Source organism: Clostridium fungisolvens, from assembly GCF_014193895.1.
Classification (GTDB): Bacteria; Bacillota; Clostridia; order Clostridiales; family Clostridiaceae; genus Clostridium_AR; species Clostridium_AR fungisolvens.
The window spans coordinates 3,821,943-3,835,883 of record NZ_BLZR01000001.1 but is presented as its reverse complement, the minus strand read 5'-3'; the positions used below and the strand labels follow the sequence as shown (position 1 = coordinate 3,835,883).

General features: G+C 31.9%; 16 protein-coding genes. 15 read left to right on the top strand and 1 reads right to left on the bottom strand.

Annotated features, from left to right (window positions below; genetic code table 11):
• The 14 genes from bsdtw1_RS16900 (at position 1) to bsdtw1_RS16835 (ending at position 12,404) form a co-directional block, all read left to right on the top strand.
• Positions 1–687 carry a F0F1 ATP synthase subunit A gene (locus bsdtw1_RS16900; protein WP_183278724.1) on the top strand — a complete coding sequence of 229 codons (687 nt, stop codon included), beginning with the start codon at positions 1–3 and terminating at the stop codon, positions 685–687.
• A 26-nt stretch (positions 688–713) separates the two neighbouring features.
• Positions 714–938, top strand: coding sequence for an ATP synthase F0 subunit C (gene atpE / locus bsdtw1_RS16895; RefSeq protein WP_183278723.1), 225 nt, complete (start codon positions 714–716; stop codon positions 936–938).
• 94 nt (positions 939–1,032) lie between these two features.
• Positions 1,033–1,512 carry a F0F1 ATP synthase subunit B gene (locus tag bsdtw1_RS16890; RefSeq protein ID WP_183279836.1) on the top strand — a complete coding sequence of 160 codons (480 nt, stop codon included), beginning with the start codon at positions 1,033–1,035 and terminating at the stop codon, positions 1,510–1,512.
• Positions 1,513–1,514: 2 nt separating this feature from the next.
• Positions 1,515–2,054 carry a F0F1 ATP synthase subunit delta gene (locus bsdtw1_RS16885; RefSeq protein WP_183278722.1) on the top strand — a complete coding sequence of 180 codons (540 nt, stop codon included), beginning with the start codon at positions 1,515–1,517 and terminating at the stop codon, positions 2,052–2,054.
• Positions 2,055–2,064: 10 nt separating this feature from the next.
• Entirely contained in the window at positions 2,065–3,573 is a 1,509-nt protein-coding gene (atpA, locus tag bsdtw1_RS16880; RefSeq protein WP_183278721.1) for a F0F1 ATP synthase subunit alpha, read from the top strand.
• Positions 3,574–3,611: 38 nt separating this feature from the next.
• Positions 3,612–4,472, top strand: a complete 861-nt coding sequence (gene atpG / locus bsdtw1_RS16875; protein ID WP_183278720.1) for an ATP synthase F1 subunit gamma — start codon at positions 3,612–3,614, stop codon at positions 4,470–4,472.
• Positions 4,473–4,487: 15 nt separating this feature from the next.
• Positions 4,488–5,879, top strand: a complete 1,392-nt coding sequence (gene atpD, locus bsdtw1_RS16870; RefSeq protein WP_183278719.1) for a F0F1 ATP synthase subunit beta — start codon at positions 4,488–4,490, stop codon at positions 5,877–5,879.
• Between the two features lie 25 nt (positions 5,880–5,904).
• Positions 5,905–6,300, top strand: a complete 396-nt coding sequence (gene atpC / locus bsdtw1_RS16865; RefSeq protein WP_183278718.1) for an ATP synthase F1 subunit epsilon — start codon at positions 5,905–5,907, stop codon at positions 6,298–6,300.
• Between the two features lie 384 nt (positions 6,301–6,684).
• Positions 6,685–7,347 carry a hypothetical protein gene (locus bsdtw1_RS16860; protein ID WP_183278717.1) on the top strand — a complete coding sequence of 221 codons (663 nt, stop codon included), beginning with the start codon at positions 6,685–6,687 and terminating at the stop codon, positions 7,345–7,347.
• Between the two features lie 20 nt (positions 7,348–7,367).
• Complete coding sequence (gene murA / locus bsdtw1_RS16855; protein ID WP_183278716.1) at positions 7,368–8,636, top strand: UDP-N-acetylglucosamine 1-carboxyvinyltransferase; 1,269 nt, start codon at positions 7,368–7,370, stop codon at positions 8,634–8,636.
• A gap of 231 nt (positions 8,637–8,867) precedes the next feature.
• Entirely contained in the window at positions 8,868–9,920 is a 1,053-nt protein-coding gene (spoIID, locus tag bsdtw1_RS16850) for a stage II sporulation protein D (protein ID WP_183278715.1), read from the top strand.
• 261 nt (positions 9,921–10,181) lie between these two features.
• Entirely contained in the window at positions 10,182–10,916 is a 735-nt protein-coding gene (locus bsdtw1_RS16845) for a M23 family metallopeptidase (RefSeq protein WP_183278714.1), read from the top strand.
• A 113-nt stretch (positions 10,917–11,029) separates the two neighbouring features.
• Positions 11,030–11,284, top strand: a complete 255-nt coding sequence (spoIIID, locus tag bsdtw1_RS16840; protein WP_183278713.1) for a sporulation transcriptional regulator SpoIIID — start codon at positions 11,030–11,032, stop codon at positions 11,282–11,284.
• 88 nt (positions 11,285–11,372) lie between these two features.
• Complete coding sequence (locus tag bsdtw1_RS16835; RefSeq protein ID WP_183278712.1) at positions 11,373–12,404, top strand: rod shape-determining protein; 1,032 nt, start codon at positions 11,373–11,375, stop codon at positions 12,402–12,404.
• A 111-nt stretch (positions 12,405–12,515) separates the two neighbouring features.
• Here the strand turns inward: bsdtw1_RS16835 and yyaC are convergent, their stop codons facing one another.
• The gene (gene yyaC, locus bsdtw1_RS16830) at positions 12,516–13,046 is read right to left on the bottom strand and encodes a spore protease YyaC (RefSeq protein WP_183278711.1); all 531 of its coding nucleotides are present in this window, start codon (positions 13,044–13,046) and stop codon (positions 12,516–12,518) included.
• 110 nt (positions 13,047–13,156) lie between these two features.
• On the opposite strand from yyaC, the gene bsdtw1_RS16825 reads away from it, so the two are divergent.
• Positions 13,157–13,813, top strand: a complete 657-nt coding sequence (locus bsdtw1_RS16825) for a hypothetical protein (RefSeq protein ID WP_183278710.1) — start codon at positions 13,157–13,159, stop codon at positions 13,811–13,813.
• Positions 13,814–13,941 lie beyond the last annotated feature (128 nt).

The following is a 13,941-nucleotide window of genomic DNA, read 5'->3' as shown; positions in this document are numbered from 1 at the left end:
TTGGAAGGATTAGATCCTATTGTAATTTACAAGTTGCCAATAGGGGGACTTACATTCAATATAACTTTAGATTTGGTTATTGAATGGATTGTTATAGTTATTCTTGCTGCAATATGTATAATAGCTACAAGAAATCTTAAAAAAGTTCCAGATAAGAAGCAGACTGTAGCTGAAATGCTTTATGAGTTTGCAACTAGTACTGTAGTAGACAATATGGGTGAAAACTTTAAAAGTTTTGTACCATATATAGGAACTTTAGCAATTTATCTTTTAACGTTAAATTTAGTAGGACTATTGGGTCTACAGCCACCAACAGTAAATTTTAGTACAGTTGTTTCATTTTCACTTATGACTTTTATTTTAATTCATGTAACTGGAATTAAGAGATTAGGACTAGGTCATTATATAGGTGGATATGCTAAGCCATTTTGGCCGATGGTACCTCTAAATATTTTAGAAAGAGCTATTTTACCAGTTTCATTAAGTCTGAGACTTTTTGGTAATATTTTAGCTGCAACTGTTCTAGTTGACTTAATTTATCAAGCATTGCACAACTTTGGTTGGCTTGCTCAAATAGGTATTCCAGTGATTTTTCACGGATACTTTGACTTATTCGATGGGTTTATACAAATGGTCATTTTTGTAATGTTGACCATGATAAACATAAAAATGGTTGTTGAACATTAAAAACACACTAAAGGAGGATTTTTTAAATGGAGTATATTAAGTATTTAGGAGCAGGTATTGCTGCGTTAGCAGGTATTGGAGCAGGAGTTGGTATTGGTATAGCTACAGGTAAGGCTGTAGAAGGTATATCAAGACAACCTGAATTAAGCGGTAAGATAACAACTACATTATTAATTGGTGCTGCATTCGCAGAAACTACAGCTATTTATGGACTATTAGTATCTATATTATTAATATTTGTTGCAAAATAATTTTTTAAATTTGTATTAAGGCAAACAATTATTATTTGAATTCTTAATATAATTATAATTAGTTTTGCTCCGAAGGGAGGCTAAGATGTAGATGTTGGAGATAGACTGGTTACATGTCTTGGCGGCGTTAATTAATCTTTTGATTCTATATGCTTTTATGAGACACTTTTTCTTTGGAAAGATTGGAAAGGTAATAGAAGACAGACAAAACGATATACAATCAAAACTTGATAGTGCCGATGAAGACACAGAAAAAGCTAGAACTTTATTATTAGAGAATGAAAGAATTTTAAGATCTGCTAAGGATGAAGCAAAGAAACTTACTGAATCCCAAAAGCATAAAGCAGATAAAGTATATGAAGAAATTGTGGATCAAGCAAAAACTGAAGCTCAAACTATATTAGATAGAGCTACTGTAGAAATAAAAAGAGAAAAAGAGAAAGCAGAGCAAGAAATCAGAGATCAAGTTGTTGATCTAGCAGTACTTATTTCAACTAAAGCTCTAGAAGAAAGTATTGATGAAGATAAACACAGAAAGCTTATAAATGACTTTATTGCTAAGGTAGGTATCTAATTATGTATGAATATTTAGATAGGAGATACGCACTTGCTCTTTATAAAGTAGCAGAAGAAAAAGGAAAAGTTGAAGAATATCTTCAAGATCTTAGGGAAATTTGCGATTTAGTTTACAATAATCCTGAATTTTTTGAAGTTATTAAACATCCGCAAATCAGTACTGGAAAAAAGAAAAATACTTTTATTAATATATTTAAAGGAAAAATTGATGATGAGTTGCTTTCTTTTCTATTAATATTAATAGAAAAGGATAGAATTCTTTATCTAAGACAAAAACTAGATCAGATGGAAAAAATCTATCTAGAAAGAAATAATACACTTATCGCAAACGTGAAAAGTGTAATTCCTTTAGAAGATGAACAATTAAGAAGTTTAAAAGAAAAGCTTGAAAAGAAATATGATAAAAATATTATATTCGAGCAAGAGATCGATAAGAGCATAATAGGTGGACTTTACGTTAGGGTTGGAAATGACGTTATTGACGGAACGATAAAGCTAAAGCTTGATGAAATGAAGGCCTTAATGCTTAAGAGAGAATAGAGGTGAATCCATGAATATTAAACCGGAAGAGATAACATCTATAATTAAAAGAGAAATAGAAAAATACGAAAAGCAAATCGAAACTGTAGATTCAGGTACAATTATTCAAATCGGTGATGGTATTGCTAGAGTTTACGGTTTGGATCATTGCATGGCAGGTGAACTTCTTGAATTCCCTAACAATGTCTATGGAATGGCTCAAAACTTGGAACAAGATAACGTAGGATGCGTTCTTCTAGGTTCTGAAGAAGGAATCAAAGAAGGAGACGTTGTTAAGAGAACTGGTAAGATAGTTGAAGTTCCAGTAGGAGATGCCTTAATTGGAAGAGTTGTAAATTCATTAGGTATGCCAATAGATGCTAAAGGACCAATAAAAAATGATGGTTATAGACCAATAGAAACTCCAGCACCAACTATAATTGATAGAAGTTCAGTTAATGAACCTCTTCAAACTGGTATAAAAGCTATAGACTCAATGATTCCAATCGGAAGAGGTCAAAGAGAGCTTATAATCGGAGATAGACAAATTGGTAAGACTGCTATAGCTATAGATACAATTCTTAACCAAAAAGGTAAAGATGTTATATGTATATATGTAGCTATAGGTCAGAAACAATCTACAGTTGCTCATATAGTTAACACTTTTACTGAAATGGGAGCAATGGACTACACAATAGTTGTAGCATCAACAGCATCTGATTCAGCACCACTTCAATATCTAGCTCCATATGCTGGATGTTCAATGGGTGAATACTTTATGAATCAAGGAAAACATGTATTAGTAGTATATGATGATTTAACTAAGCATGCTGTAGCTTACAGAACAATGTCATTATTACTTAAGAGACCACCAGGAAGAGAAGCTTATCCAGGAGATGTTTTCTACATTCACTCAAGATTACTTGAAAGAGCGGCAAAATTGTCTGCTAAGAATGGTGGAGGTTCATTAACTGCACTTCCTATAATAGAAACACTAGCTGGTGATATCACTGCTTACATCCCAACAAATGTTATATCAATAACAGATGGTCAGATATTCCTTGAGTCAGAGCTATTCAATGCAGGTCAAAGACCAGCGGTTAACTCAGGTATGTCAGTTTCCAGAGTTGGTGGTAATGCACAAATAAAAGCTATGAAACAAGTTTCAGGTACATTAAGACTAGAACTTGCTCAGTATAGAGAACTTGCAGCTTTTGCTCAATTTGGTTCTGACCTTGATAAGGATACTCAAAGAAGACTTGAAAAAGGTAAGAGACTAATAGAAGTATTAAAGCAAGATCAATATTCAGGTATGGATGTTGAGAAGCAAATAATAATCCTTTATGCTGCTGTAAATGACTTCTTATCTGATATAAAAGTATCTGATATAAAAGCGTTTGAAAAAGACTTCTTAGAATATATTGATACACATCATAGAGATATTCCAAAGTCAATTGCTGAAGGTAAAGTTTTAACTGATGAAATTAAATCAAACCTTGAGCAAGCAATAGCAGAATTTAAGAAGATATTTTTAGCATAGCTTTTTTAAGCTATGCAATCTTTTAGGAGGTGGAATGGATGGCAGGAGCTGGACTTTTAGATATAAAAAGAAGAATTAAGTCAGTAACCAACACCAAAAAGATAACTAAAGCCATGGGACTTGTTGCCACTTCTAAACTAAGAAAAGCTAGAATGGAATTGGAAACCAATAATAGATATTTTAATTCTATCCAGAAAGTTGCAGACGAGTTGATAAAGTCTATAGATGATGATAATAACAGTAGTTACATAAAGGGAAACAAATCGGCTAAAAAACTTTATATTGTGCTTTCTTCAGATTCAGGTCTGTGCGGAGGCTTCAATCATGGTGTAGCTTCTAAATTGCATGAAGTAGCTGGTTATGATACTTTAAATAATGTTGTTATGGTCGTTGGTCAAAAAGGCATATCTTATGTAAAAAAATATGGCTTTGAGACAATAGCTGAATATGTTCAAATTCCAGATGTACCTACTGTTAAAGAGGCTAAGACTGTAGTTGAGCATGCTTTAAGGTTATATAAAGACAATGAAGTTGGCGAAGTTAATGTAGTATATACTCATTTTTATTCACCAGTTAAACAATTAGTAACTGTTGATAAACTTTTACCAGTAGATAGAAATGAAGACAAAGATGCAAAAAGAAATGATTTCTTAATAGAACCTAATAGTTCCTCAGTTGTTGAAAATACATTTGATGTATATTTTAGAGGGAAACTTCTTAATTCATTACTTCATTCTAAGACAAGTGAACAAAATTCAAGAATGCAAGCGATGGACGGAGCTACTAAGAATGCTAATGATCTTTTGGATGCATATAATATTAAATATAATAGAATAAGACAAGGCGCTATTACTCAAGAAATTACTGAAATAGTAAGTGGAGCAAGTGCGCAAAAATAGTGAGGAGGTATACTAATGCCTGGCAGTATAGGAAAAGTAGTTCAGGTTATAGGACCTGTTATTGATATAAAGTTTGATACAGATGCACTTCCTAATATATACAATGCTATTGAAATCGCTATGGGAGACCGTACAGTAATAGCAGAAGTTGAACAACATATGGGAGACGATATAGTTAGAGCAATAGCTATGGAAGCTACAGAAGGACTAAGAAGAGGTATGGATGCTGTTGATAGCGGAAAACCAATTACAGTTCCAGTTGGTCAAAATGTTTTAGGAAGACTATTTAATGTTTTAGGAAAAACTATGGATCAAGAAGGGGATGTTACAAGTGAATTTAACTACCCAATCCATAGACCAGCTCCAACTTTTGCAGAACAATCTGTTGAACCAGAAATGTTTGAAACAGGAATAAAGGTAATAGATTTATTAGCTCCATATCAAAGAGGAGGAAAAATAGGTCTATTCGGTGGTGCAGGTGTTGGTAAGACAGTTCTTATACAAGAACTTATAAATAATATAGCAAAGCAACACGGTGGATTATCAGTATTTACAGGTGTTGGTGAAAGATCAAGAGAAGGTAATGACCTTCTATCTGAAATGAAGGAATCAGGGGTTATCAACAAGACTGCTCTAGTATTCGGTCAAATGAATGAACCACCTGGAGCAAGAATGAGAGTTGCTCTTACAGGACTTACAATGGCTGAGTATTTTAGAGATCAAGGTCAAGACGTACTTTTATTTATAGATAATATATTTAGATTTACTCAAGCTGGATCAGAAGTTTCAGCGCTTCTTGGAAGAATGCCTTCTGCCGTTGGATACCAACCAACTCTTGCTACTGAAATGGGTGCTTTACAGGAAAGAATTACATCAACAAAGCATGGATCAATTACATCTGTTCAAGCAGTTTATGTTCCTGCCGATGACTTAACTGACCCAGCTCCAGCAACAACATTTACACATCTTGATGCAACAACAGTTTTATCAAGAAGTATATCAGAACTTGGTATCTATCCTGCAGTTGATCCACTAGACTCAACTTCAAGAATTCTTGATCCAAGAGTTGTTGGTAAGGAACATTACGATGTTGCTTCAAAAGTTAAGCATATACTTGAAAGATATAAAGAATTACAAGATATCATAGCAATTCTTGGTGTTGATGAACTTTCAGAAGAAGATAAATTAATAGTTGGAAGAGCTAGAAAGGTTCAAAGATTCCTTTCACAACCATTTACAGTTGCTGAGCAATTTACAGGAATGCAAGGAAAATACGTTCCAATTGCTGAAACTATAAGAGGTTTTAGAGAAATACTTGAAGGAAAACATGATAATCTTCCTGAGTCAGCTTTCTTATTCGTAGGATCAATTGACGAAGCTATAGAAGCTGCTAAGAAGATGTCCTAATTAGGACACATAGAGGAGATTAATTATGAATACATTCAATTTACATTTAATTACTCCTAATAGAGAAATATTCTCTGGAGATGTTATTAAGATTCTTTCGAAAAATAGTGATGGTGAATTTGAGGTTTACGCAAATCACATTGCTTATATAACAAATACAGTACCTACAGTAACTAAGTTTGTTGATGCTAATAATAAAGAGTATTCTGTGGTTACTTCTACAGGAATTGTTCAGTTTAAGGATAATGAGCTAATTTTTGCTTGCGATTCTGCTGAATGGCCTGAAGAAATAGATGCTGCTAGAGCTCAGCAAGCTAAAGAAAGAGCAGAAAAGAGATTACAGGGTTCTGTAGATGTAGATGTTTATAGAGCAAAAGTAGCCTTAGCAAGAGCTATGGCTAGATTGCAGATAAAGAAATAAACTCTTAAAAAGCAAGTCAATTGATGGCTTGCTTTTTCCTGTGAGCAAAAACGCTAAAAAATAATTTTAGCGTTTTTTTTTTGTTTTCTAAAATTAAATAAATATTATTTTAACTTATATAATTTATGATTAATTAAGAAAAACTAAATCTACAAAGAAATATGAATTAATGTAAATGACATTTAATGTAATATTCACACTTTTTACCAAAATAGATATATTAATAATATATCTATTAATATTCAAGCAGAGTTAAGCTTGTAAAATCTTTATATGCTTTATTTTATTAATGCTAATCAAATAGTAGTACAAAGGAAAAAATGGAATTATATTGAATAAAAGCATGGAACTTGGACAATAATCAAATAGAAAGGGCGGGATGTTATGAGGATAAAGTATTCTTTATTATCAGCTATTCTATTGATATTTTCTTTTGGTTTATTGTGCCAAAGTGTAAGTGTTGACTATGGTTCAATATCTAATAATATACTCAAAGAAAATTCAGCAAAAATTATCGAGTGTGGTGTAAAAGTACAATATAAGTCAAAGAAAAATATGAATGAGATTTACCAAAATATTTTTACTAATGTAAGTAGCTCATACGTTATAGTATCTAAAGAGATTGAACCAAGCTACTTTGATATAACTTTCAAAAAAGATAATATAGCTTATGAAATATTTGCGAGTGTTGAAAACAATATTACTATGGTTTCAGCAACATCTATAGCCACAGATAATAAAAATGAGATAGATACTTTAAAGAAACAATTAGAAAAAGTACTATATGATGACTCGATGGATGTACAATATTTTAGCTATGTTAAGGGCAAGATAATTACAGATAGCATTAAAAATAACATAGAATTAACAGAAAGAGCCCTTGTTAAGTATGGTGGAGCTGCAGATGTGGAGACTATTAAGCTAAATTCAGGTTTTACTGGTGTAGCAAGATTAAAAGACAATACAGCCGTAAACTATGCTATTAGTGAAAATGATAAAGGAACATACTTAATTATTGGTACACCAATAATTTTTATAACATACTAACAAGGTTAATGGAGGATAATATGGATAAAATCAGAGTTAAGGGTGGGAATGAACTATCAGGTGAAATAAAAGTAAGTGCAGCAAAAAATTCTGTTCTTCCGATAATTGCAGCAAGTATATTAGGCAATGACAAAGTTAAAATAAATAATGCACCTATGCTTGAAGATGTATATGTAATATGTAATGTACTTCAGGAACTTGGATGCAATATATCTTTAGATAAAATAAACCAATCTATAACTGTTGATTCATGTAATATAAAACCTATAAATGCGAATAATGATTTAGTTAAAAAGATGAGAGCTTCATTTCTTATTATGGGACCAATGCTATCTAGGTTAGGATATTGTAAACTTTCATTACCTGGAGGATGTAATATAGGAAGCAGACCTATAGATTTACATCTTAAAGGGTTTAAAGCACTTGGTGCAGATATAGAAATTGGCCATGGATATGTAGAAGCTAAGGCAAAAAGACTTATAGGAAATAGGATATATCTAGATTTTCCATCAGTCGGTGCTACAGAAAACATAATTATGGCATCAGTTTTTGCAAAAGGAACTACAATAATAGAAAATGCAGCTGAAGAACCAGAAATTAAAGATTTAGCTGATTTCTTGAATTCAATGGGTGCTATGATTGATGGTGCTGGAAGAGGAAAAATAATAATTGAGGGTGTCGATAATCTTAAAGGAACAGAGCACACTCCAATATATGATCGTATTGAAGCAGGAACTTACATGATTGCAGGTGCTATAACACATAGTAAAATTAAAGTAATAGGCACAAATGAAGAACATTTAAGACCAGTGATAGAAAAGCTTAAAGAAAGTGGAGTAAAGATTGAAATCTCAGAAGAAGAACAGAGTATAGTAGTTGATGGAAGAAATATAATAAAATCTGTAGACATTAAAACTATGCCATACCCAGGATTTCCTACCGATATGCAAGCTCAAATGATGAGTCTATTAGCTCTTGCTAATGGAGTAAGTGTTATAACCGAAACGGTATTTGAAAACAGATTTATGCACGTTTCTGAACTATCTAGAATGGGAGCAAATGTAAAAATTGATGGAAGAACTGCTCTCATAGAAGGTGTTCCTAAGATTACAGGTTGTGAGGTTAAGGCAACAGATTTACGTGCTGGTGCAGCATTAATAATAGCTGGATTAGCTGCGGAAGGCGAAACAGATATAACAGATATATACCATATTGATAGAGGTTATGTTGAAATAGAAAGAAAATTAAGATCAATAGGAGCAGCAATAGAAAGATATTCCGCAGATTAATATATTCCAGTTTTATTTAATGAATTTAAATTGAATAATTAACCTATCAATTCAATAAAACTCAGATTACTCTTTAAGTAATCTGAGTTTTATTTTTGCTGTATTGAAAAGTATAAAAAGTAATAATATGTTCTTCAAAGCATATAAATTTAGTATAAGAAAAAATATCTACTAAGGGCAAAAAAATAGGAGGCTGCGTTTTAATGCTAACATAAATTTTAGGAGGAGCTTATGAGAGTTGGTAACGGAATAAATAAAAGATATATCTGGGGCTTTGGAGTAGTATTTTTTGTTTGCTTTCTTATACCTATTTCGATTTCCTTATTACAAGGGAGCAGTAGTAATTTTAATAAAAATATATCAAATATTAAGAACTTTATTTATGATAAGAATCAGGTTGCGGATGGCAATACTATAAGCGTTAATAAAATAAGGGTATTTAGAACTGATACTAAGAAGATCGAAGAGATGGATCTAGAACAATATTTATATGGTGTAGTGGCAGCTGAAATGCCTGTTAATTTCAATTTAGAAGCATTAAAGGCTCAAGCAGTAGCTGCAAGAACTTTTGCTGTTACAAGAGTGATAAATAAGTGTTCTCAGGCAAATGGTGGTGATATATGTGATTCAACACATTGCCAAGTATATATAGATAAGAATAGTAAGATGAATCAATGGGATAAAGATAAAGCGGATGCATATTGGAATAAAATTGTACAAGCAGTTGATAGCACTAAAGGACAAGTTCTTTCTTATAATGGTTCTATAGTTATGAATCCACAATATTTTGCTGTTAGTTCAGGCAAAACTGAAAGCTCAAAAGAGGTATTCGGTAATGATATACCTTATTTAGTTTCGGTTGATAGCCCAGGAGAAGATAAGGCTACAAAATACAAAAGTACGATTTCTTTTACTTATGATAAATTTACTAGTTTAATAAATGCTAATTATAAAGATGCTGGGCTTAAAAAATCTTCATTGAAATCTCAATTAAAAATTCTTTCTAGAACAGAGGGAGGAGGCGTAAATGAGATTTCAATAGGAAAAGCTATTGTTAAAGGTACGGAGTTTAGAAAGTTACTTTCATTAAATTCAACAAACTTTTCCATATCTTATTCCAATGGAAAGATAGTATTTAATTGCATTGGATATGGGCATGGGGTTGGACTTAGCCAATGGGGAGCAAACGCCATGGCTGAATTGGGAGATGATTACAAGAAGATATTAAAACACTATTATACCGGAATTGATATACTTGGTATGAAAGATGTTAAATCAAAATAGAGAACCCCTTAAATTAAAATCCATTCACTATGGCAGAAAGGCTACTTCAGTCCTTAGATTCTAAATATAAAAACACTATTTCTCATGGCATTAGAGCAATAGAATTGGGCAATACTAGAAATATATGTATTGCTCAATTTTTTTTTGCCTAACTGTTTATTAATATTTTGTAGAATTTTGTTGGAATTTATATGAAAAAAATATAGGAAAAAATGTATTTTTTAGTAATGGAAGGACAGACTAGTTAATGGAGGTGTTCATATGGACAAAAAAAATAACAAATTTTTAAGCTTTTTTAAGAAGGAGGGTTTTTACGTAATTCTATTCGTGTGCTTATGTGTAGTAGCCACATTTGCAGCAATAACTGCAAGAAATAACTCTAAGGAAGCAGCAACAGAAACAAACAAGAGTGGCGTTGCTATGAACATAAATGAGTCAGATAAGTCTACTACTCAAATGCCAGATGCAGAACAAGTAAAAAAACCTGCAACTTCAAGTAATACGACTGGAGTGACTGTTCCGAATACTAAGACTGTTACAAATACATCAAAAGTAACTTTTAGTAATCCTATTTCTGATGGAGCAGTATCTAGAGTATTTTCAGATGGATCTAAACCAATTGAAATTAAAGGCTTTAATGTTTGGACCACAGTGGTAAAAGGCATAGGTATTAATGCTAAGAAGGGCACTACAGTTACCGCTGCAGCTGATGGAAAAGTTACTGAGGTAGCAAATGGAGATGAATTTGTAGGAACTTATGTTGTTATTTCACACTCAAATGGGATGAAAACAGTTTATACAAATTTAGACCCTCAAGTTTCTGTTAAGAAAGATGAGGTAGTCAAAGCTAAACAAACAATTGGTAAAGTTGGAGACACAGCAAGAATGCTTAAGTTTGAGTCATATGCTGAACATTTAGGATTCCAGATAATTGACTCAAAAGATCAACAAGTTGATCCAAGTAAGTATATAAAATTTAATACAGCAGCAAAATAATAATTTTTTATTCAGTCATTTTCTAAATAGAAGATGACTGAATACTTAGAAAAAGTAATTTAGTTAAAGAGTAGTGCATATTTATTAATATAGCTAATTAAGGAGGTAGCATTTTGAAAGACTACATTGAGGAAAGAGTCTTAGAAGTTGCACAGTATATTATCGATTCAAAAGCTACAATTAGGAAAACAGCAAAAGTATTCGGAGTGAGCAAAAGTACAATACACAAGGATATGACAGAGAGATTACCAAAGATTAATCCAGTAATTGCTCAAAAAGCAAAGATTATATTGGATTTGAACAAAGCTGAGAGACACATAAGAGGAGGAAAGGCTACAAAATTAAAGTATAAAGCTATTGAAGGTTAATCACATTCCATGTATAATTTATATGATAAATTATGTAAAAAATACTCAAATTATGTTTGTATAAATAGAATTTTAGGAGTGAATTGGAATGTGGTTTTTGGGAATGGGAACAGATATAGGAATTGATTTAGGTACGGCGACTGTGCTTGTTTATATAAAAGATAAAGGCGTCGTTTTAAAAGAACCATCTGTAGTTGCTATAGACAAAAACAGTAATAAAATATTAGCTGTTGGAGAAGAGGCAAGGCAGATGATTGGAAGAACACCAGGAAATATTGTTGCTGTACGTCCACTTAGAGACGGTGTAATTTCAGACTATGATATGACTGAAAAAATGCTAACATATTTTATAAGAAAAGGGTGTGGAAAGAAAAGAGTATCGGCGCCTAAAGTCATGGTATGTGTTCCTTCTCAAGCTACTGAAGTAGAAAAAAGAGCCATAATTGATGCTTCGAAAAATTCAGGTGCTAGAACAGTCTATTTGATAGAAGAACCTCTGGCAGCTGCGGTAGGTGCTGGAATCGATATAAACAAGCCAAGTGGTAATATGGTTGTTGATATTGGTGGAGGTACAACTGATATAGCAGTGATTTCTTTAGGAGGCATTGTAGTAAGATCTTCTATAAAAATTGCTGGCGATAAATTTGATGAAGTAATCATTAAATATATAAGAAATAAATATAAGCTTATGATTGGTGAAAGAACTGCAGAAGATTTGAAGATTAATGTTGGATCTGCATTTAAGGATTTAAGAAACCTTACTATGCCTGTAAAAGGAAGAAACCTAATAACTGGACTTCCGGATGTTGTAGATATAACTACAGAGGAAATAAGGATAGCTTTAAAAGAAACTGTAAGGATGATTTTAGAAGCAGTTCATTCTGTATTAGAGAGAACACCGCCTGAACTAGCAGCTGATATTATAGAACATGGAATATTAATGACCGGAGGCGGTGCATTATTACATGGACTTGATAAATACTTAGAGTCAGAGACAGGTGTTTCAGTAAGAGTAGCAGATGATGCAATTTCCTGTGTTGCAATGGGGACAGGCATTGCTTTAAAGAACTTTGAAAAATTAGAACTTAATAAGGATATGGAAGTTGAACTTGTTGAGTAGTAAAAGGGACAGAATATAATTCTGTCCCTTTTAATGTTTAAAAAAGTATAAATTTTCAAGTTGTTGTAACTTAGATATTTTAATAGTTTTTAGCTTTTTAACTTTTTTGCCTTATTTTTGAAAGTTGCTTAAATAGTATGCGTGTACTATTGAATTAACAATAACTTGTGCCATCTCCATTATTAAATTTAATCTAATAGATCGACTGGTGAATATCTCAGAATTTTCACTAGAGTCAACGATGCCAATTATTGAGGCGTCACCGACGTCCGGAAGAGTCTTGCCTACACCTTTACCAGGATGAATAGGGTAATCTCTTGTATGAATTTCACCGATTGAGTTCGAATCTCCTAGACATGCATCTATTCCTATTATACAAGCTTTAGGATGGCTTGAGTAAATTTCAGTTAGTTTTCTATCAAGATTTAATGCATGTATTGGCGACGCTATTGTGCCGTATATAGGAAGTGGAAAAAATTTGTCTTTCAGCATTGTACCAACTAATGGGCCAAGGCAGTCTCCTATGCATTTGTCAGTACCTATACAGACTATAACGGTGTTATCTTTAATGTAGTTCTTTAAAAAGTAGGCTATCTCGTAGTAAGCAAGTGATGATTTATAATTAACTTTTATCTTATTCACTATCCCACCTCCCTCATAATAAATTTATATGAAGCAAATATATGAAATATTAAAAAAGAATAAAATATTGATATACTGTCAATATTTTTAATATTAGGAGGTGCTTAGGTATGGATAAGAAACAAAAAAAATATAGTTGTATAGTTATTTTTATTACGTTTATTTCAGTTGAAGTAATGGTCATAAACAATAAGTATAATTATGAAAAATTACAAGTAAGCAGCAAACAAAATTTGACTATTAAACAGAGCAATATTAGCAAAGAAAAACAACAGACACAAAACAATGAGACTAATAAGAAATTGGAAGATAAATTAAATTCTCAGAATAAAAGTAAAATAAATACTAATATAGATAGTTCAGCAAAAAGTGATGTGGATGTAAGTAAACAAAATATAAGTTCAAATAATTCGGAATTAGAAAATAATTACAATGGTTATGTGAGCCAAGAAGATAGTTATGATAGTAGTATATTTGAAGAAGAAGCTGTTCCTACAGTTTCAATTTTCAAGATAGATAAGAATACAATATTAAATAAAATAAGCCTAGCAGATAAAGCAAAGTTAATATATTTATCACGAAAACTATCTATCGCGGATTATGATTATATACAAGAAGATATGAAGAGCAGTAATGAAATAGAGGCATCGAAAGATATATTTACTATATTAAAGAAAAAATTATCGTATAACGATTACGAAAAAGTGAAAAATATACTCAGTCCATATATAGATGTAGAATATATTGAGAAGAGTATAGGAGATTAATTAATCTAAGACAAAAATATCGGTATGAAATAAATTATTTTAGTTATTAATAATATATAGAATAGCGTAGCATTTAGTATTAATACGGAGGAAGTTGTAGAAAATAAAAAGTAAATTGTAAAAATGAC